The 20,730-nt window shown below is 50.1% G+C and carries 19 protein-coding genes; 16 read left to right on the forward strand and 3 right to left on the reverse strand.

Annotation, left to right across the window (positions count from 1 at the left end; translation table 11 throughout):
• Positions 1-77 precede the first annotated feature (77 nt).
• Entirely contained in the window at positions 78-3,050 is a 2,973-nt protein-coding gene (locus tag AAC007_RS00860) for a PAS domain S-box protein (RefSeq protein WP_339674063.1), read from the forward strand.
• Positions 3,051-3,098: 48 nt separating this feature from the next.
• On the opposite strand, the gene AAC007_RS00865 is transcribed toward AAC007_RS00860, so the two are convergent.
• On the reverse strand, positions 3,099-4,601 hold the full coding sequence (locus AAC007_RS00865; RefSeq protein ID WP_339674065.1) for a succinylglutamate desuccinylase/aspartoacylase family protein: 1,503 nt from the start codon (positions 4,599-4,601) through the stop codon (positions 3,099-3,101).
• Between the two features lie 370 nt (positions 4,602-4,971).
• Between AAC007_RS00865 and AAC007_RS00870 the strand changes: the two genes are divergently transcribed.
• The 12 genes from AAC007_RS00870 to AAC007_RS00925 all read left to right on the forward strand — a co-directional run bounded on the left by AAC007_RS00870 (position 4,972) and on the right by AAC007_RS00925 (position 14,537).
• Positions 4,972-6,516: a 2-isopropylmalate synthase gene (locus AAC007_RS00870; protein ID WP_339674067.1), complete on the forward strand. Its 1,545-nt coding sequence runs from the start codon at positions 4,972-4,974 to the stop codon at positions 6,514-6,516.
• Positions 6,517-7,371 carry a hypothetical protein gene (locus AAC007_RS00875; protein ID WP_339674069.1) on the forward strand — a complete coding sequence of 285 codons (855 nt, stop codon included), beginning with the start codon at positions 6,517-6,519 and terminating at the stop codon, positions 7,369-7,371.
• A gap of 4 nt (positions 7,372-7,375) precedes the next feature.
• Positions 7,376-7,822, forward strand: a complete 447-nt coding sequence (rimI, locus tag AAC007_RS00880) for a ribosomal protein S18-alanine N-acetyltransferase (RefSeq protein ID WP_295870588.1) — start codon at positions 7,376-7,378, stop codon at positions 7,820-7,822.
• A gap of 45 nt (positions 7,823-7,867) precedes the next feature.
• Positions 7,868-8,275 carry a hypothetical protein gene (locus tag AAC007_RS00885; RefSeq protein ID WP_296433870.1) on the forward strand — a complete coding sequence of 136 codons (408 nt, stop codon included), beginning with the start codon at positions 7,868-7,870 and terminating at the stop codon, positions 8,273-8,275.
• A 90-nt stretch (positions 8,276-8,365) separates the two neighbouring features.
• Positions 8,366-9,283, forward strand: a complete 918-nt coding sequence (gene pbpG / locus AAC007_RS00890) for a D-alanyl-D-alanine endopeptidase (RefSeq protein WP_295870594.1) — start codon at positions 8,366-8,368, stop codon at positions 9,281-9,283.
• A 126-nt stretch (positions 9,284-9,409) separates the two neighbouring features.
• The gene (locus AAC007_RS00895) at positions 9,410-9,853 is read left to right on the forward strand and encodes a hypothetical protein (protein WP_295870597.1); all 444 of its coding nucleotides are present in this window, start codon (positions 9,410-9,412) and stop codon (positions 9,851-9,853) included.
• A gap of 793 nt (positions 9,854-10,646) precedes the next feature.
• Positions 10,647-10,829 carry a hypothetical protein gene (locus tag AAC007_RS00900; RefSeq protein WP_296433869.1) on the forward strand — a complete coding sequence of 61 codons (183 nt, stop codon included), beginning with the start codon at positions 10,647-10,649 and terminating at the stop codon, positions 10,827-10,829.
• 193 nt (positions 10,830-11,022) lie between these two features.
• Positions 11,023-11,658 (forward strand): MOSC domain-containing protein, encoded by a 636-nt coding sequence (locus AAC007_RS00905; protein WP_339674073.1) that lies wholly within the window; start codon positions 11,023-11,025, stop codon positions 11,656-11,658.
• A gap of 80 nt (positions 11,659-11,738) precedes the next feature.
• Positions 11,739-12,674 carry a ribosome biogenesis GTPase YlqF gene (ylqF, locus tag AAC007_RS00910; RefSeq protein ID WP_339674075.1) on the forward strand — a complete coding sequence of 312 codons (936 nt, stop codon included), beginning with the start codon at positions 11,739-11,741 and terminating at the stop codon, positions 12,672-12,674.
• A 27-nt stretch (positions 12,675-12,701) separates the two neighbouring features.
• Positions 12,702-13,178 (forward strand): DUF1456 family protein, encoded by a 477-nt coding sequence (locus AAC007_RS00915; protein ID WP_339674077.1) that lies wholly within the window; start codon positions 12,702-12,704, stop codon positions 13,176-13,178.
• A gap of 290 nt (positions 13,179-13,468) precedes the next feature.
• A complete protein-coding gene (locus AAC007_RS00920; protein ID WP_339674079.1) occupies positions 13,469-14,155 on the forward strand; it encodes a YafY family protein in 687 nt (228 codons plus the stop codon).
• A gap of 61 nt (positions 14,156-14,216) precedes the next feature.
• On the forward strand, positions 14,217-14,537 hold the full coding sequence (locus AAC007_RS00925; RefSeq protein WP_339674082.1) for a hypothetical protein: 321 nt from the start codon (positions 14,217-14,219) through the stop codon (positions 14,535-14,537).
• A gap of 165 nt (positions 14,538-14,702) precedes the next feature.
• Here AAC007_RS00925 and AAC007_RS00930 read toward each other — a convergent pair whose 3' ends face one another.
• Together AAC007_RS00930 and AAC007_RS00935 are read right to left on the reverse strand one after the other, a co-directional pair.
• On the reverse strand, positions 14,703-15,383 hold the full coding sequence (locus AAC007_RS00930) for a Fe2+-dependent dioxygenase (protein ID WP_339674084.1): 681 nt from the start codon (positions 15,381-15,383) through the stop codon (positions 14,703-14,705).
• 82 nt (positions 15,384-15,465) lie between these two features.
• Entirely contained in the window at positions 15,466-17,613 is a 2,148-nt protein-coding gene (locus AAC007_RS00935) for a TonB-dependent siderophore receptor (RefSeq protein WP_339674086.1), read from the reverse strand.
• Positions 17,614-18,076: 463 nt separating this feature from the next.
• Here AAC007_RS00935 and AAC007_RS00940 point away from each other — a divergent pair, with 463 nt between their 5' ends.
• From AAC007_RS00940 to earP, 3 genes are all read left to right on the forward strand, one after another.
• Positions 18,077-18,886 carry an enoyl-CoA hydratase-related protein gene (locus AAC007_RS00940; protein ID WP_339674088.1) on the forward strand — a complete coding sequence of 270 codons (810 nt, stop codon included), beginning with the start codon at positions 18,077-18,079 and terminating at the stop codon, positions 18,884-18,886.
• A gap of 204 nt (positions 18,887-19,090) precedes the next feature.
• Entirely contained in the window at positions 19,091-19,540 is a 450-nt protein-coding gene (locus AAC007_RS00945) for a PaaI family thioesterase (protein ID WP_339674090.1), read from the forward strand.
• Positions 19,541-19,576: 36 nt separating this feature from the next.
• Positions 19,577-20,719 (forward strand): elongation factor P maturation arginine rhamnosyltransferase EarP, encoded by a 1,143-nt coding sequence (gene earP, locus AAC007_RS00950; protein WP_339674092.1) that lies wholly within the window; start codon positions 19,577-19,579, stop codon positions 20,717-20,719.
• Positions 20,720-20,730 lie beyond the last annotated feature (11 nt).

The raw sequence follows: 20,730 nt of genomic DNA on the forward strand, positions 1-20,730 counted from the left end.
TGTGATTTACGTCCTACTGTCTTTGGCTATTTAGCAATGGCAGCTGTATTTCAATCGAATAATAACGCGAGGTTGCCATGCCAGCGAAAAAAACAACGACGTCTGAATACGCTCGTTTATCAAGCACATTCGACGCGATCAGCGCTTCTCAGGCAATTATCGAGTTTGAACCTGACGGCACTATTATCACCGCCAATGCTAACTTCCTAAGTGTGACCGGATATTCAGCTGGGGACTTAGATGGCGCGCATCATCGTATATTTGTCGAGCCCAGTTACGCGAAGAGCGCGGAATATCGCGAGTTTTGGGGCGCGCTGAGTGAAGGCCAAGCCCAGACTGGCGAGTTTTGTCGGTTTACCAAAGACGGCGATATATTTTGGATACAAGCTTCCTACAATCCGGTATTTGACAAGGCGGGTAATGTTAATCGTATTGTGAAAGTCGCCAGCGATATCACCGCTCAAAAGCTTAGAAATATTGACTACAAAGGTCAGATTGAAGGAATTGGCCTGAATCAGGCAGTTATTCAATTTGATGTTGGCGGTACGATTACACTGGCAAATGATAATTTTTTAAATGCGGTTGGCTATAGTCGTGATGAGGTTGTCGGAAAACACCACAGCATGTTTGTTGATCCGACCTATCGCCAGTCTTCTGAATACCGCAATTTTTGGTCAGAGCTCGGTAAGGGCCAGGCCAAGGTGGGCGAGTTTAGCCGCGTAAGAAAAGATGGCAAAACTATTTGGTTGCAAGCCTCATACACACCGATAAAAGATTTGGAAGGTAAGGTCTTTAAGGTTGTAAAGTATGCGTCAGACATTACCGCGCAAAAGCTTCGTAATGCCGATTTCCAAGGTCAAATTGAAGGCATCAGTCACTCTCAAGCGGTTATTCAATTTGAAACTGATGGTAAGATTATTGCGGCTAACGATAATTTTTTAAACACCATTGGCTACAGTCGCGATGAAGTTGTTGGCAAATACCACAGTATGTTTGTCGAAGCGGCTTACGGGAAATCGGATGACTATCGACGGTTCTGGGCGTCACTCGCTGCTGGCGAAGCGCAAACCGGCGAGTTTTCGCGTAAACATAAGCAAGGTCACGAGGTTTGGATTCAGGCTTCTTACACACCAATTAAAGATATGAGTGGCAAGGTATTTAAGATTGTTAAATACGCCACAGATATCACGGCGCAAAAAATTCAGAACGCAGATTTCCGCGGCCAAATAGAAGGCATTAGCTCATCGCAAGCGGTTATTCAATTCGAGACCGACGGTAAAATTATTTCCGCCAATGATAATTTCCTGAAAACGTTGGGTTATCGAGCGGACGAAGTCGTCGGCAAGAGCCACAGCATGTTTGTCGATCCCAATTACCGTCAATCTGAGGAGTATCGTCGCTTTTGGACTGCTTTAGCAGCCGGCGAGGCACAGACCGGAGAGTTTCGTCGTGTTCGTAAAGACGGCCGAGATGTTTGGATACAAGCTTCTTACACACCGATAAAAGATATTCAGGGCAAGGTCGTGAAGGTCGTGAAATACGCGAGTGATGTCACTGATCAAAAGTTACGAAATGCCGATTTTGAGGGACAGATTCAAGGCATTAGTTCGTCGCAGGCGGTAATTCAATTTGAAACCGACGGCACGATTATTACCGCGAATGAAAACTTCTTGAATACCTTGGGTTATGACTTGGGCGCAGTTGTCGGTAAACATCACAACATGTTTGTCGATTCATCGTATCGTAAATCCGATGACTATCGTCGTTTTTGGGAAGCGCTAGGTGCTGGTGAGGCGCAGATTGGTGAGTTTTGCCGAAAGCACAAAGATGGCCGCGACATATGGATTCAAGCCTCTTATACGCCGATTAAAGATTTCTCTGGCAAAGTATTTAAAGTAGTGAAATACGCGACCAACATTACTGAGCGTAAAGAAACTGTTGCCGAAGTAGAGGCTTTAATTCGCGCGACACAGGAAGGTCGTTTAGAGAATCGCGCAAAACTGGATGGTGCCAGTGGCGACAACCTGAGATTGCTAGAAAATATAAATGCCATGCTTGATGCGATTACCGCGCCGATAAATGAAGTGTCTTCGGTTATGCAGGCTGTTGCTGAAAATGTACTGAGTGTCCAGGTGGCTGGTGATTATCGCGGTCAGTTCGACGAATTGAAGCATTCAGTGAATACTGCCGTTTCCCAGCTGCGTGATTCGATGTCCCACGTGCTTGAATCGTCTAAACAGGTTTCTGCGGCGTCGGGCTTAATTGCCTCAAGCAGTCACTCGGTTGCCGTTGGTGCCTCTCAGCAAGCGGCATCGCTAGAGCAAACTACCCGTTCTTTAGATGAGGTGGCAGAGCAGACTCGGCAAAACGCCGAGAATACTCGCCATGCGCAGCAACTCGCGCGGGAAACTCAAGATTTAGCGCAGTGTGGTAGCAACACCATGGGTCAAATGTTGAGTGCGATGGAGCGAATCAAAGCCTCAGCCAAAGACACTCAGACAATCATTAATGATATTAATGAGATTGCCTTCCAAACCAATTTGCTGGCGCTGAATGCCGCCGTAGAAGCTGCGAGAGCAGGTGAGTCAGGACGCAGTTTTGCGGTGGTCGCGGCCGAGGTGCGCAACCTGGCGCAGCGTGCCAAAGAGGCGGCGAATAAAACCGCCAGTTTAATCGCGCAATCGGCAGAATCTGCGGAAGATGGCGGTCGTTTGTCTAGCGATGTGAATGGTCAGCTAACGAACATCATGGGTGCGGTCGGCAAGGTCGCGAATATCGTCAATGAGATCACCACGGCGAGTGAAGCCCAAACCAGCGGTATTGAACAAATTCACTTGGCTATCTCGGATATGGATCAGGTCGTACAGCGCACCGCTGCAGATTCTGAAGAGTCTTCCAGTGCCGCAGAGGAGCTGTCTGGACAGGCGCAAGAATTGAACCACATGGTGGGTCGTTTTGAACTTGGAGAAGACAAGCGAGTGACCGATGTGCGACAAAATAAGGCCCCTGAAGCAGCGCCAGCTCGTGGCTGGCAGCAGCGACGGGCGTAAAGACCGCAGTTAAAAAAGCCAGCGCATGCGCTGGCTTTTTTATACCTCTTATTCAGGGTGCTCTTCTAACTCGTCATTGGGTCGAGGTGAGCTTATCGACTCCGACGGCGGGGCTTGGCCACTTTCTGGTGGATTGTTTTCTGGTTCAGGCTCTTTAGGTTTGTCCGACTTGGGTTGATCCACCAGCTGTGAGGCGTTGCGCGCTGCATCTTTTACGGCTTTGCGGGCGGCGGCGCTGACTTTGGCCGGATCGTTGCTGGTTTTAGCTGCCGTTTGCGCTGCTTCCCGCGCCACTTCCTTCATGTTTTCCGCGACGGGTTCAAGTGCCTCGGCCACGACGCTGTCCGCGACTTTGTCCGCAGCGACTTTCTTCTCATCAGCGGCAATACCGACATGGTAGGCGGCGAAGCCTGGCATAACCATTTGGTTTAGCGCGAGACCGATAATTTGGCCGTCGACATTAGATCGAATGACCGAGCTGCGGTTGGTAATCGGGTCGGTAACGCTGCCGAGTATGTCGCCTTTTTTAACATTCTGGCCCAGCTTGGCCTCGGTGAGAAACACACCGCTTTGATCTGCACGCAGCCAGGTCGATTTATAAAAGACATTTTGCTTGGGCGCCCGACTCGGTTTAGTACCAATCATATTCATGTGGTACATCACCGCTTTTATGCCGTTCACACTTTGTATCACTTCTTTAAGCTGCAGGCGCAATGGTTCGCCCGCCTCGAGAGTCACCGCTGGTATGCCCGCATCTACCGCAGCGCGGCGCAGTGTTCCGGGCGCACCGGCGCCGTCTAACACCGTGACGTCATGGAACATCTTACTAAATTGCATCACGCTTTCTTTACCCAAATTGCCGCGTAATTGGGTGAGGTTGGTGCGGTGAAATGAGCCCGTGTGGATATCAATGAGGCGGTCACAGTGAGTGATAACTTCGTTAAAAAAGCTGTGGGCAATTCGACCCGCCGAGCTGCCTTTGGGGTCGCCGGGGAAGTAGCGGTTGAGGTCGCGGCGATCTGGCAGATAGCGTGATGTGCGACGAAAGCCGTGCATATTAACGATGGGTACGCCAATAACAACACCGTTCAATTTGTCGCTCTCTAAACTAAACATCACTCGGCGTATAGCTTCTACCCCGTTTAGCTCGTCGCCGTGTACCGCTGCGGTTAAGCACAAGGTGGGGCCAGGTTGATTGCCTGCGGCTACAAGGATTGGCGTCGGCATGGCGAGTCCGGCAATGGCCTGGCCTGCTGTCCAGTAGAGCCGTTCAAAACTGCCCCGTAAAATGTCTTGCCCCAGCAAATTGAAAGCCACTTCCGGGGTGCCCTTATTACCAGAGTTTGTATCAAATTTGCTGTTTAAATCGGGGTCTTTGCGCCCATTTGAGGTAAACGTGGTGCCGTCCTCAGCGCGTTTGGTTTCACTGACGGTGCTTGAGTTAAGGGATGTAGATTCGTCCAGTGTCTTTGGAGATTGTTCGTTGGCCGCAGCAGACTGAGTGAACAGTGGCAGGCTTAGCGCTATGCAAAAAATAAAGATGCGTCGCATGATACAGCGGATTACTCCGTTATTGTTGGTAAGCAAGCCTGGGCTTGCGCGTTAACTACATTTGTTACAACTAGTAAGGCCAGCGCTAGCGAGTAAATTGTATACAAAATCACCAGCCGAAACGCCTTTAAATTGACGTTTGCGCAATTTCATTTGCTTTGCGCCTCCCGGAGTTTGACGTTAAGGATGGACTAAGTTCATTTGCCGGTCTTGGCATTTTTACCGAGTTTGGATGGTATTACGGAGAAAAATCCGCGCTGGATGGTGAAAAGAGCCAAGAACTCTGGCCCATGTCCGACTATAATTGCCAGCATTGATTGCGCTGTGAACCTTGCGTCACAGCAAATAATGATAATTTGGGGAGTTATTCATGGCTAAAGATCGGCTGATTATATTCGACACGACACTGCGTGACGGTGAGCAAAGTCCTGGTGCATCGATGACGCGCGATGAGAAAGTGCGCATCGCCAAGATGCTAGAGAAAATGGGTGTCGACGTTATTGAAGCGGGCTTTGCGATAGCCAGTGTGGGTGATTTTGAATCGGTGCGAGCGGTCGCTGAGGCGGTTAGGGGCAGCACCATATGTAGCTTGGCGCGCACCGGAGCAGAGGATATTGATCGCGCTGCGGAAGCGCTGCGCCCGGCAGAGTCGGGGCGTATTCACACTTTTATAGCCACCTCGCCAATCCACATGGAATACAAGCTGAGAATGGCGCCCGACAATGTGGTTGAGCGCGCCGTGGCAGCGGTTAAGCACGCCCGCAACCTCATTGGCGATGTCGAGTTTTCCTGTGAGGATGCCTCGCGCTCGGAATATGACTTTCTGTGCCGCATCATTGAACAGGTTATCAATGCCGGTGCGCGCACCATCAACCTGCCAGACACCGTTGGTTATGGTGAGCCGGGAGAATACGGCGCCATGGTGGCGCGTTTGATGAACTCGGTACCCAACGCCGATAAGGCCATTTTCTCAGTGCACTGCCACAACGACCTTGGTTTGGCGGTGGCGAACTCACTGTCTGCGGTTATGCACGGTGCGCGACAAGTGGAATGTACGATTAATGGCTTGGGCGAGCGGGCCGGTAATGCCTCCTTGGAAGAGCTGGTGATGGCAGTGCGGACCCGCGCTGACATTTTCCCAGTTGAAGTGAGTGTCGATGCCACCCAAATTGTGCCCACCTCGCGTCTGGTGTCGTCGATCACCGGTTTTCCGGTGCAGCCGAATAAAGCCATCGTCGGTGCCAATGCCTTCGCACATGAGTCCGGCATTCATCAGGACGGGGTTTTAAAATATCGTGAAACCTACGAAATTATGCGAGCCGAAGATGTCGGCTGGAACGCCAATAAATTAGTACTGGGCAAGCACTCCGGTCGCGCGGCCTTTAAAGCCCGCTTAGAGGAGCTAGGCATTACCCTGGAAAATCAGGCGGCCCTGAATTTGGCGTTTACCCGCTTTAAAGAACTGGCGGATAAAAAACACGAAATTTTCGATGAAGATTTGCAAGCTTTGATGAGCGATGTGCAGCCCGCAGAGCGCGAGTTGCGGTATAGCTTTGCCGGTTTGGAAGCGCTATCAAAAACGGGCTCAAAGCCCCGTGCGGATATTCAGCTGCTTATCGATGGTGAATCACAACAGGCCTCTGCCGAGGGCGACGGGCCTGTGGATGCCGCATTTAAGGCGGTTGAAACCCTGGTAAATAGCGGCGCTATGCTCTTACTTTACTCTGTAAACGCCATTACCAGCGGTACTGATTCCCAAGGTGAAGTGCAGGTACGATTAGAAAAAGACGGTGTTATCGTGAACGGCAACGGCGCCGATACCGATATTATTGTGGCTTCTGTCAAAGCCTATTTGGACGCGTTGAATCTCCTGGCAGCTGGTGTCTTAAAAGCCCATCCACAGCGGGGCGTGTAGGTGAACGAAGCACTGCGCTTAGATTATTTGCAGGCGATGGGCGTGGACAGCTATGTGCCGCGCTACGTGTTGGATGGCGCGGCAGAATCACCGCTTTGCGACATGGGTTTTCCGCCTGCGGATTATGACGATGGCGACGCGGCATCGACCGACAACTACGATATTGAAAGCGAATATCAAAACCTAAGTGCGCAGCGCGACAGTGAAAAGTCAGCGGTCGGTGCTTCGCATGCCAGGGCATTGCAAAACAGTCCCCCGCAAAGCAATGGCGAAAGCCGGGCGCGTATTGCGTCTGAGCTTGAGGGGCTTAATTTAGACGGCAAGAGCGCAAAACGCGCTGCTAACGTCGAGGAAAAAGGCCAACTTAATACAGAGACTGAGGGCGCGGCGCAAGCCAATCCCCGTTTTAGCGTTGATCTAGTCGGCACAGATATTGGGCTGTTATTTGCGGTGGACACGACGACATCAGCGCTGACCCCCAGTGAGAAGCGGTTACTCGCCAATATTGCCGTTGCGGTGAAAACCCATCATCACATCGAGTTAGCACCACGCTTTTCTAGTACTCGATTCCAGTGGCCGGTGGTTAAAACCCCGAGCTTTGCGCAGGGCGCCAATGCAGCGAAAGATGCACTTTTAGGCAGTGTGATGGCCCATGCCGAACGTCAAAATGCGCCTTGCGTGGTGGTGTTTGGTGAGCAAATACAGCCGTATTTTGATCACGACATCTTAGCCAGCGCTAGCTTGACCGTCCTGTTCAGCGCCAGCCCAGCAGCGATGATGAGTGATGGCGCTTTAAAAGCCGCCTTATGGCAGCAGTTGCGTGGGCACGCCTTTCCCACTCAGGATAGTGAATAACATCATGCCGCGTGTCGCTATGCTGGGTATTCATCACCTTGATCAGTGCTTATTAATAGAAACACGATCTGATCCGCATCCTTGGGGGCGGGTCAATTGGCTGCGCAGTCTTCGCGACGATCACTGTCTTGGTTATTGGCAAGACAATGAATTACTGGCGATTAGCGCTTATACCTTGGTCTTGGATGAGGTCAGCCTTCTGAATATTGTGGTTGATACCGACAGCCGTGGCGGCGGTGTGGGCAGGCATTTACTCACCGAGGGTTTGGAGTGGATGCAGCAGTTTGGCGGTCAGCGCTGTTTACTCGAAGTACGGGTATCTAATACAGTAGCGCGAACCTTGTATAGTAAGCTCGGCTTTATCGAGGACGGCATCCGCAAAAAGTATTATCCACTCGGCGACGGTCATGAAGATGCGGTTTTGATGTCAGCCGATCTGCCGCTGTTGTGAACAGCATCAAGCCGCAGTTAAAACCTATTTATTGAGATTAAAATTATGCAGGAAGTAGAATCTGATTGGTGGTTTATTGGATTGCCTGAGGAATGGCGTACCGAGCAGGACGACGACAGTATTCTGATCTTCGACCAGGATGAGCTCGGCTGCATTAGTTTGAGCAGTTTACAGGCAGAGAATGGCAAGGCCGCGACCGAGAAAGACCTGCTCGACTTGATCAAAGAAGTCGGAATACCGATAAAAAACGGCAAAGTTTGCAAAATAGGTGACGATTATCGTGGTTGGGAGTTTGAAACTGTCGAAGAAGGAGATTATATTCGCGAATGGTTCTTGCATGGTGGAAGTCACTTATTGCTAGTGAGCTATGCTTGCGCGGAAGATGATAGGGATATGGATCGGGCAGCGGTAGATCAAATTTTGGATACTTTGCGGGTTAAAAGCGAAGAGTAAACAAATTTGTATAAAAATTGAACAGGTCGGCAGTTTCGCCAAAATGGCTATGATAACTTCCGCTTAATTATTTGGTTAGACGGTGAAGTAATGAAAAGAATAATGATTACGCTGTTGGTGTCACTGCTGTTATCTCCAGCAATGGCGGGTACTTCAGCGACCGGGAATAATCCTGCAAACCTACAGTTAGCCTCTGTTAGCGCGATGGTTGTCGATGCCGACACCGGCGAAGTGGTGTACCAAAAGTATTCAGATATCGTGAAACCGATTGCCTCGCTTACCAAAGTGATGACGGCGATGATCGTGCTTGATGCCCACCAGCCGATGCGAGAAGTGATTCGTTTTTCTAAAGATGATCGCAGAGCGGTTAATAATTACTACTCGCGCATACGTCTAGAGTCAGAATTACCTCGCAGCGAAGTCTTGCGTCTTGCCTTAATGTCGTCTGAAAATCTGGCAGCCGCCGCATTGGGAAGAAATTATCCGGGTGGCATGACGGCCTTTGTGGCAAAAATGAATGCCAAAGCGAAGTCCTTAGGTATGAAGAATACCGTCTTTGTGGATAGCAGCGGTTTGTCGCATCACAATGTCTCAACTGCGTCAGACTTAGCTAAATTAGTTGCCGCCGCAGCGAAATACCCTGAAATTGCAGAGTACTCAACGACCACAACTCACACGGCTAACTTTGGCCGCCCGGCGTATAGTCTCGCCTATGTTAATACCAACTCCCTGGTGCGTTATAAGCGCTGGGATGTGGATATGAGCAAAACCGGTTACCTCAACGAAGCTGGACGCTGCCTAGTGATGAAGGCGAATGTCGATGGCAAGTCTTTGCTGTTTGTGATGTTAGACTCTTTTGGCAAAACCAGCCCCATTGGCGACGCTGGCCGTATTAAGCGTTGGCTAGAAACCGGTAAGGGCGGTAATGTGGCCACGGCAGCGCATGTGTATCAGAAGAAGAAAGTATCTGAATATATGACGGCTCGCGCGACAGCCAGTATTCGTTAAACACATTTGCTAGCGAACACCCCGAAGGGCCTTCCTGCCGACAGGAAGGCCCTTCTTGTTTTCAGTGATTCGCAATCGAATTGAACATTCGCGGCGAGCGATTTTAGAACATAAGGTTTGAATATAATGCGAGTAAATTGGAATATCACGCCGTCTGAGCTTGGCTCTTTGGCGGAATATATTTGTACTATCGACAGCGTAGCTAAGCTTGAGGAAGAGCTTGAGCCGCTGATTATCGCGTGTACAGACAAGGCAGTCAGCATGATGCACGACAATATCGACGACGATTCCCAGTATTTGATATTTGAAATCACGGCTGACGGCATCTTAAAAATTGTGGTAACGGACGACACCAAACAGCGCGAAGCGGGACACAAAGTCATTTGTGATATGTCTACCGTTGAGCCGTATCTCACAAAATCCTCGCACTGGAAGTTTAAAGATGAGCGCTTTGCAGATGTTGTTAAATTCTGTCTTCGCGACTATTTGACCACCTGTAGCGGCTTTATGCGCTTCTCCTTAGTGGCGACCTTCTCGGAAGGCGATAGGACTAAAACAGAGTTACTTTAAAAGCTCTCTGCACGACTGTTATTTTATCCTCTGCCTGCGTCGCTTAAAGACGCCTACTTTTCGCAAAGTCCTACCCAATGCACCCGCTCCTCTTGTATGGATACTCGGTCGTGGCCGAGTATGGCGGAGGTTCGGTTTGTGTATTCGGTCGTGGCTGAATATGGCGGAGGTTTGGTTTGTGTACTCAGTCGCTGCTCAATATGACGGTGCTTGAGTATGCTGTGCGGGCTCCCACTTTCGTCATCCCCGACCCCGATCGGGGATCCATAAACCGCGGGCTATGCGCTGCTTCCTAGGCCGAGAAAAACAAAGGGGATCGCTGTGCTCTCCTGGATACTCGGTCGTGGCCGAGTCTGACGGGGATCTGGTATGTGTACTCGGTCGCTGCTGAGTATGGCGGAGATTTGGTTTGTGTATTCGGTCGCTGCTCAATATGACGGTGCTTGAGTAGCTGTGCGGGCTCCCACTTTCGTCATCCCCGACCCCGATCGGGGATCCATAAACCGAGGACTATTCGCTGCTTCCTTGGTCGAGAAATGCAAATGGGATCGCTGTGCTCTCCTGGATACTCGGTCGTGGCCGAGTATGACGGGGATTTGGTATGTGTACTCGGTCGCTGCTCAATATGATGGTGCTTGAGTTTGCTGTGCGGGCTCCCGCCCTCGTCATCCCCGACCCCGATCGGGGATCCATAAACCGCGGGCTATGCGCTGTTTCCTAGGCCGAGAAAAACAAAGGGATCGCTGTGCTCTCCTGGATACTCGGTCGTGGCCGAGTATGACGGGGATTTGGTATGTGTACTCGGTCGCTGCCGAGTATGGCGGAAATTGGGTTTGTGTATTCGGTAGTGGCTGAATATGGCGGAGGTTTGGTTTGTGTACTCAGTCGCCGCTCACTCGCACAATGTGCGTGGCCTCCGCTGCGCGGCGGTTCGTGCGATTTCTCCTTGCCAGAGAACAACATTCCCGCTTGGTGACCTTCCCATTTTCTTCTATTCCGTCAATATCGGACCACATATTGCGGTGCAAGATATGTTGACTGACGTATATCTACACCTTGCCTATGTTTGGCACTCTAGGTCTCCGACACAGGCTATTGTCCATCGAGTGGTCTGTGCTGCCAGCGTGGATGGACTACGGCATCAGTAATTACGGTAAGTGGGGGAAGGGATGAAGCTTGTTTCAATAAATCGAGCGCAGAAACAACAGATAGAATTCGACGGTAAGTTGGTCGAAACCGGCATATTCAAAGAGCCTGTTGCGTCGTCGGTCTATGTGAGCAGTGCTGGAATTGAGAGTGATAATATCGTCGACCTGAGTGTGCATGGTGGTGCAGATCAGGCCGTTTATCTTTATAGCCAGGAAGACTATCAGTGGTGGGCTGGCTTTTTGGGTAGAGAGCTTGAGCCGGGATTGTTCGGCGAAAACCTCACCACACAAGGCATTGATCTGCGTGAATTAGTTATTGGCGACCGCCTAATGATAGGCAATACCATTCTCGAAATATCTGCGCCGCGCACCCCCTGCTTTAAGTTGGCAGTGCGCATGGGAGACAGTAAATTTGCCAAACAGTTTGTCTTTGCGGGCAGGCCGGGCGCCTATGCTCGGGTGTTGCGAGACGGCAATATCAGCGCCGGTGACCCTATCATATTAGTAAAGACCGACCAGGCTTACGCCGGAGTGCTGGAAGTGTTTGAGCTCTGGCACGCTAGGCAACGCTGCCCGCAATTGATCCGCAAGGCCTTGGCATCGCCTATTTCAAATTATCACCGCAGTGTCATTCACGATTGGCCACTGACGGAGTAAAAGCCGAATTGCCCACAGGATTTACCTAATTTGATCTGCATCACGTACAATAGCGCCTCTGATAGATAAGGGCGTGGTTAATGGCAATTCAGTGGTATCCGGGGCATATGCACAAAGCTCAAAAGGCGATTGCCGAGGTTTTGCCTCAGGTTGATCTGCTCATTGAGGTCTTGGATGCGCGGATTCCAAGCTCCAGCGAAAATCCCGCCATTGCTAAACTGCGCGGTGAAAAGCCATGCATCAAGGTGCTGAGTAAGTCTGATTTGGCCGACCCCAAGGTGACGGCCGAGTGGCAAGAATACTTAGAGCGTGATCGCGGGGTAAAAACCTTTACCACCACCACCGACGACCCCGGCAAAATTCGGCAGATAATTGATCTGTGTCGCAAAATGTTTCCTGCAAAAGACGCGAGTTTAAAAACTATCAACTCGATGATCGTTGGTATTCCCAATGTGGGCAAATCCACGCTTATCAATATTCTCGCAGATCGTATTATCGCCAAAACCGGCAATGAGCCAGCGGTGACAAAAAGCCAGCAGCGAATAAACCTGGGCAGCGGCATTGTGCTATTTGATACTCCCGGTATTCTGTGGCCAAAAATTGAAAACCCAAATAGCAGCTATCGTTTGGCCGTCACTGGCGCAATTAAAAACACCGCTATGGAGTTCGACGACGTCGGGTTCTACGCAGCTGAATATTTAATTAAGGCCTACCCGGAATTACTCAAAGCGCGCTTCCAGCTCGATAGCATTCCCGATACCGAACTGGCTTTTTTAGAAGCGGCAGCGCGTCGGCGTGGCGCACTTACCGGTGGCGGCCGTATTAACTTCCATAAAATATGCGAATTGCTGATTAACGAATTGCGCGCCGGTATCGTGGGACGGATTAGCCTGGAAACGCCTGCTATGATTGAGCGCGAAAATTTAGCCGTTGCCGAAGCAAAGGCAAAAAAAGAAGAAGAGAACCAGGCCCGTAAACGTCGTTTTAAAGATGGCTCTCGCCGTTCAGATAATTGAAAGACAAGTAAGTAATAGGAAAACACCATGGTAAATAACGATGTCTTGCGCCGAGTGCGTTACATCTTTGATTTTAATGATTCAAAAATGATGGCGATCTTTAGCTTGGCTGATCACCATGTTTCCCGCGAAGAAGTGAGTGCGTGGTTAAAGAAAGAAGAAGATGACGGCTTTGAGCCTTGCGATGACTTGTTGTTAGCGGCATTTTTAAACGGTTTAATTGTTGACTTGCGCGGCGCCAAAGACGGGCAGAAGCCAGTAGTAGAGAAACGCCTGACAAACAATATGATCTTCATGAAATTAAAAATAGCGCTAAGTCTAAAAGCGGAAGACGTGATGGCGATACTGGCACTGGCAGATTTTAAGATTAGCAAACATGAATTGAGTGCCTTCTTTCGCAAGACCGATCACAAACATTACCGCGACTGCAAAGATCAGATTTTGCGGAATTTCTTAAAGGGTTTGCAGTTGAAGTTTCGCAATACTGACGGCGACGAATCGTAGCACTGCTTATTGATATCGCCTGGTTGTCTGGAAACCTAGAGTGATCATACGTAATCTAACATCGTCAAATCTAAGTCAATATTAAACCTGATCGTTAATAAACTCATTCGCGGTCAGGCACGGGCATTGTAACTTTCGATGAAAGTCGTCAAGGCATGTGAATAAGAGAGCACTTCCCACTATCTACCTAACAAGCAAGCAGTGCACCCCTGCGGGGCCGGATATCATAACCACGCGTTTTCAGCGCCGCTGTTGCGTGTGTTAAACCTCCGAAGAGAAAAGGCTATAGTGTGCGAAAATCAGACAGACTTTTTCAGTTAACTAATATTTTGCGTAAACATCAGCCCATTACTGCAAAGCAGTTAGCTGAGAAATTGCTTGTGTCTGAAAGAACTATATATCGCTATATTGATGATTTATCTTTGTCGGGAATACCGATATATGGCGAGCCAGGTGTTGGGTATCGGTTGTCAGAGGGCTTTGAGTTACCGCCAATACAATTATCTGCGGGTGAGCTGGAGGCGCTCATCACGGGGGTTAGCTTTACAGCGTCTTTAACTGGAAAGCATCTTGCGGCGTCAGCACACTCACTGCTGTCAAAGATCGAAGCTGTATTGCCGAAGGCATCAAGTCTGATTCCTGATGAGGAGCGCGTGGTAAGGGTGCCGGTAAATCATCGTGATTCTGAAACGTATCAAGTTTGGGGGAAAGCGCATTCAGCAATAGAGAAAAAGCGTTGGCTGAAGATTGCTTATAACTCGCTTTCAGAGAGTGTGACGTCGAGAACCGTTTATCCCTTGGGTCTATTTTATTGGGGAGGCAGATGGACACTAGGCAGTTGGTGCGATCTGCGCGGCGACTACAGGGACTTCAGGCTTGACCGTATAAGCGAGCTAGCCCTTTGTGAATATACCGCTCCTTTACCAGAAGGTGTTTCTCTATCGGCATATATTGAATCAAAAGAAAAAGTGGACTGACACAATGCTGTCAGTAGCAACGCATTACAGTTGGCATTCAAGCAATAACTGGGGCACTAATATGATAAAGAATGGCAACATTGATAGCATTGGCGGCATGGAGTTCGCGACCTTCAGGCTTAAAGACGGTGTGACAGAGGCAAGATTAATAGAGCTGTCTAATAACGTCGAGGCAGATTTTCTTAGTCAGCAAGGGGAGCTAATTCTCCATTTTCTGGTTCGGGGCGCAGATGGTATTTATGCAGATGTGGCTATTGCCAGCTCGCAGGAAAAGGCAGAGGAGTATTGCCAGCAATGGTTAGATAATGCCGTTGCACTTGAATATTTAGAACTACTTGAAAAAGACTCTGTGAACATGACGTTCTGGACGAGAATCAACTAAAATCTTAACAGAATAAGACTGCGCAGGAACCCAGAAGCTTTGGATCTGCGCAACTTTAACGGGTGGTAAATAGCTGTCCGTGGACTTCTCTGAGTAATCTAGATAGTCCCTCGCTATTTGTAGTTTGAAGAGCAAAGCACCGTATTTTCTCTATGTAAACGCAATTTAAGTTTGCGCCCACTGCCGCAATAAATTGTGGTAAACCCCGGTGAGTTGAATGATGGCGGGGTGGTCTTCATTACCCTGACTTAAGTTCTGAATACTCATATCCATGTCGTATAGCAGACTGCGCTTTTCATCGCTGGCGACCATACTTTGCAGCCAGAAAAACGAGGCGAGGCGTCGGCCTTTGGTGACAGGTGTGACTCGGTGCAAGCTAGTGGAGGGATAGAGAATCATATCTCCGGCAGCGAGTTTAATACTTTGTGTGCCGTAGGTATCTTCGATGACGAGTTCGCCACCGTCGTATTCTTCCGGCTCTGAGAAGAACAGGGTCATTGATATATCTGTTCGCACTTTAACCGCCGTACCCTTTACCTGCCGAATAGCATTGTCGACGTGCACGCCAAAGGAGTGACCACCTTGGTAGCAATTGAACAGTGGCGGAAAAATTTTTAGGGGTAGGGCGGCAGACATAAATAAATTGTTCTGGGCAAGGGCGGCTAAAATAATATCGCCGAGCTGATTTGCCGCGTCGGAATTCTCTGCCAACTGAATATTGTTTTTATTTTTTGCTGACTGGTAACCCGCAGTTACTTTGCCATCTACCCACTCTGCTGCTTCCATAACACGGCGGCAGTGCGCGACTTCTGCTTTGCTGAGAACGGCGGGTATTTTAACTAACATGTATTTTGACCTTTAACGGAAACGCCCCGCATGTGCGGGGCGGTAGGTTTTCTCTGACGCGTATATTATTGCGTGTTGAGAATTAGAACTCCAGACTAGCGGTAAGTGCTACGCTTTTACCGGTGCCAGGTACGCCGCGACTACCGCGGGGTTTAAGCAGGTATTTCTCGTCGCTTAAGTTATTCGCATTCAGCTGTAACTTGAGGTTATCAGTCGCTTGGAATGACGCAGCCGCACTTAGCAGAGTGGTAGCGTCTAGTTCAGTGGTGCTGCCATTCTCGTATTCGCCAATGTACTGCAGACCGCCACCCACTTGCCATGCTCGATCAATTTGGTAGGTCGTCCACAGGCTTGCACTGTGCTCAGGGGTATTGAAAATAACTTCGCCAACTTCTTCTGGATCGCCAGAGTCTTTGATTTCACTATCAGTGTAGGTGTAGTTGGCAATGATGGCCCACTTGGATGTGATTGTGCCGTTAATGCCCAACTCAAGTCCTTGTACTACTTGTTCGCCTTCAAGTACGAGTACGTCATCATTATCCACGTCATTGGTGGAGGCATTGGTTTTCTCAGAGCGGAAAATGGCTGCACTGGCTAGCACTTTGGCGTCGAACAGTTCCCATTTGGTGCCGAGTTCGAGGATTTGATCTTCTTCAGCATCGAGGTTTTGTTGATCTGATGATAGCGTTAAGTTGCTGCCAAGTGGCGTTTGAGAATTGCCGACACCGACATAAATACTGCCATTTTCTGCCGGTTTATAGGTAATTGCGGCGTTCCAGCTGATCAAGGTGTCACTAGCCTCGTATTTGAATGGTGGTGTTTCACCACCACGACCTTGCGATGTATAGTTTTGCGAGTATTCCTGCTCATAATCTTCTACACGCACACCTAGGGTAACAAGCCACTGCGGCGTAAACGTTAGGGTGTCGCTTGCGAATAATGATACGGCGTCGTAGGTGCCTTTGCGCTGGCCACCGGCACGGGTAATAGAGCCGCCGTATGGATCGTCGGTGACGGGGTTGTATAGCTCAACATTGGGCGGATTATCGTTGGTGGGCAGCAGCTCGTAGTTGATATATTCCTCTTGGGTAATATCAATGCCGGTGACTAGATTGTGTTTGATGCTGCCGCTGACAAAGTCGCTGCGAAGGGTGGTTTGGTTAGAAATGATATCGCGGTCTTCGTCACGTCCTTTAACGCCACCGCGGCGTACGTCGCCGGTAGATGAATCAAAGCTCGGGCGGGTGAAGGCGGCAGAGGTTTCGGTTGTGCCGATAAACGTTTGGTTGCGCAGGCTTAAGGTGTCGCTGAAGTTGTGTTCAACGGCCACTTTGAAGGTGGTGATTTCATTCTTGTCGTAATCGCGATTTTCAACACCGTAGTAGTTTTCTGCGGTGGCTTCATCCAGGTAGCGCTCGCCGTTGGCGTTGGTAAGTAATGGCACACCGCCATCGGGAATATTGTCTTGGTCAAGATAGGTGACGCCACCAGATAGGGTGGTTTTCTCAGATAGTAAATAGGTTAACGCACCGGCAAAGCCGCTGCCTTTGTTTTCGGTAACATCACGGCCGGGTACGCCGCTGTCTTGGGTCATAACGTTAATACGGCCGGCCAAATTGTTGCTCAGGGCACCGTTGATGTCTGCGGTAGCGCGCAGTTGGCTGTCGCTACCGACCATTACGGTGCCACGTTTAAAGTCTTCAAACTTAGCAGTTTTACTTACCAGGTTAACCGAGCCACCGGCTGAGCCGCGACCGCTGACGGTAGACGAGGGGCCTTTGGTTACTTCTAATTGCTCCAGGTTAAATGTGTCGCGGCTATACGCGCCGATATCTCTCACGCCATCTACATACAGGTCGTTGGTAGCGTCAAAACCACGGATGCTCAAATTGTCACCGGCCGCAGCGCCGCCTTCACCGGCCTGCATGGTAATGCCAGATACATTGCGCAAGGCGTCACGCAGGTTAGTGACTGCCTGGTCGCGCAGCACTTGCTCCGGTACAACGCTAATAGTCTTTGGCGTATCCGCTAATTTTTGGGTGTACTGTGGCGACGAGGCTTTCTCTGCTTTATAGGGTGAGATTGCCGTCGATTCAACTTTGACTGCCGGTAGAGTTTGTTGGGCTTCTTCGGCGGCTAGCGCCGTCAATGAGGTACTGGCGAGTGCGACGCTAATCGCCTGCGCGAGAAGTTGGCGCCGCGGCTGACTTGGTTTGTATCGGTTTGTCACGTTGGATGTCTCCTGGTAGGTTCTGATATTGCTGATCCCATATGCCACGGTTGATAAATAAGATGGCCGAGTGGTTAGCGGGCAGCGGACTTTTGTTTGGCCAACTCGTGAAGTCGAGGCACATAGTAATGAGAATCAATATCAAATACAAATAGTTTGTATTTAGATTATCTTTTGGGGCCGAAAAAGTCTGTCGCGGTGTCGTTAGATTCAAATAACTGATTGGGTAAGCGTCGGGTTTTGCATGAAATTACGCGCAGCTTTAGTGCATTTTTCGCTAAAAATGGCTAATTCATATATGTCGACGCAGGCAGTGCAAATCGGAGTGCGTTATCGATTGTCTTTCCCGAGAATGTCCCGTATTTTGTGTGTTTAGAGCTTGGTGACAGCAGTCCAGCTAGGAAGAACGCACTAAGCGCGAGGCAAGGATGCGTCTTTATCTGTAGTAGATAGGATTAAAATAATGATTAATGAAATCGGCCCCGTTCATTCACGTCGTCACGGCAGAGTCCTACACGTCATTTTAAGCCGCCCAGCCTTAAAGAACGCCATAAATGAAGAGATGGTGACCTCCTTATATCGCTGCTTGCGCGATGCGGCGCAGGATGACACCGTGGGTGCCGTTGTGCTTGAGGGCGCGGGCGACGCGTTTTGCTCTGGAGCCGACATCAAAAATTTGGCGCTGGGTGTTGAGCACACCCGTAAATACTCGACTGAAGTGTTGTTACGGGTGGGTGCTGAAGCCGCCATGTTATTGCATGAAATGCCAAAACCGACCATCGCGATGATTCGTGGTCCGGCGGTGGGCGGCGGTTTGTCGCTGGCCTTAGCTTGCGATTTTCGCTTGGCGGATAGCACCGCAACGCTGGGCTATGCCCACACAAAAATTGGCTTGTCCGGCGATTTCGCGGCGGCCTATTTTTTAAGCAAATGGATGGGGGCGGGCAAGGCGCGGGAATTCTGTTTGTTATGCCCAACCTATAGCGCGGATGAGGCCTATAGAAACGGTCTGCTAAGCAAGGTCTGTGATGTGGATTCGCTATGTGGTGAGGTAGAAAAGTTGGCCACGCGATTAGCGGAAGGACCAACCAATGCACTGGGTTGCATTAAAAACAATCTAAAAAATGCCGAAGAACTAAGCTGTGAGAGTTACATCGCTGAAGAAATCAAAAACTTCCAGCGCTGCCGTAACAGTGATGAGCACCGCGAAGCGCTAGCGGCCTTCCTGGAGAAACGAGAACCGGTATTGCCCAGGGTAAAGCTCGCAAAGTAATAGCTGGCGCGCGCCGGTAAATAAAGTACCGCCATTCGCTCACACTGTTTGGCGGTATTTTTTTGGTGTGGTGATTTTGGTTTAGCGGGCAAATTTCTCAGCGTAGCAACGGCCACATCGGATCGCACTTTTTCACTGCAAATCAGTTTGATTCTCCCAAGACTATGATACCTTGCCGGTTTTAATAATACGGCGTGCAGTGCGATGGTAGACAAGTCCCCAGTGTATTTCCCCGACGTGATCTCTTCAGAGTGGATGGCGATGCCCATGCCTGAGGGCGATAGTTTTGACAGTCAGCTCGCTCCCTATGAGTTCCGGAAATCCGGTGATGGCAGGGCGGAGGCGCGGTTTGAAACCAGTAGCGCTAGCCAAAATGGGCAGCATGGACTTCACGGTGGTTTTTTGGCCGTACGCGCTGAGCAGGTGTTGTATCTCCCTCTTTATATTAATCGAAGCGTTGCGTTCGGCAGGGTGGTGACGATTGATATGACGCTGCAGTTTGTTGCTGGCGGGACTGTGGGCTTGCCGCTGTTGGCTAACATTGAGTTAATTCACGAAACCGGACGTATGGGGTTCACGCGGGGTGTACTCAAACAAGAGGGGCGGGTGTTAACGAGTTTTACCGCTACCCTGCGTAAATTAGCTGCCACGTAAATTAGCCTTATTTTGTCTTTTTACTGCGAATATTCGATGCGTACACACTGGGATATTTTTTGTCAGGTCGTCGATAATTACGGCGATATTGGCGTTTGCTGGCGTCTAGCCCGGCAATTGGCGGCGGAATACGACCTCGATGTGCGTTTGTGGATTGATGACGTCGCGAGCTTGTCCCGCTTGGTTCCTGCCGCGAACACTGCGGCAGTCGAGCAACAACCTCAGCTGATAGACGGCGTTTGGGTACATTTCTGGGCCACGCCGTGGTCGACAGTATCAGCGGCAGATGTGGTCGTGGAAGCGTTTGCTTGCGAGCTGCCCAGTGCCTATATTGCCGCTATGCTAGCCTGGGAAAAGCCGGTACTGTGGTTGAATCTGGAATATTTGAGCGCCGAAGACTGGGTCGCAGGCTGCCATACCCTGCCGTCCTTGCAGGCAAATGGCCTGCAAAAATACTTCTTCTTCCCTGGCTTCAGCGCAGATACTGGCGGCCTGATCAGAGAGTCTGGTCTGTTAAAAGACCGGCGAGAATTTCAGCGCAGTGCCACCGCCCGCGAGGTGTTTTTAAATCGTATTGGGGTGCAACTGGTCGCAGATAGCACCTTAGTTTCACTGTTTTGTTATGAAAATCCCCACCTGGCAACTCTCTTAGGTCTAGCTGCTGCGGCGGGGCACCCTTGTCATGTTTTGGTGCCCGAGGGGCGAATCGTCGGTGACGTTTGCCGTTGGCTGGCACAGGATAAAATCGCATTTGGCGAGGTTTATGCGCGGGGCAATGTCACGATTCAGTTGATCCCGTTTTTGAGTCAGCAGGACTATGACCGTTTACTGTGGAGCTGCGATTTCAATGTGGTCAGGGGGGAGGATTCCTTTGTCCGAGCCCAATGGGCTGGCAGACCCTTTTTGTGGCATATCTACCCGCAGGAGGACGGGGCGCATCTTATTAAAATGGAGGCATTTTTAAGTCACTATTCATGTGAGCTAAGCGCTGGCGCCAAGCAAGAATTGCTAAGCCATTGGCGGGCTTGGAATTCTGCTGATCAAAGTGTGCAGTTGGATGGCTTTATATTTGCGCCATCGGCAGAGCTGGCGGGGCATGCGGAGCGATGGTGTGGGGTTTTAGAAGGGCAAAATAATCTTGCGGAATCGCTAGTGCAGTTTTATCAGAATTGGGTATGATACGCAGCCAA

It is taken from the genome of uncultured Zhongshania sp. (assembly GCF_963975605.1).
GTDB lineage: Bacteria > Pseudomonadota > Gammaproteobacteria > Pseudomonadales > Spongiibacteraceae > Spongiibacter > Spongiibacter aquimaris.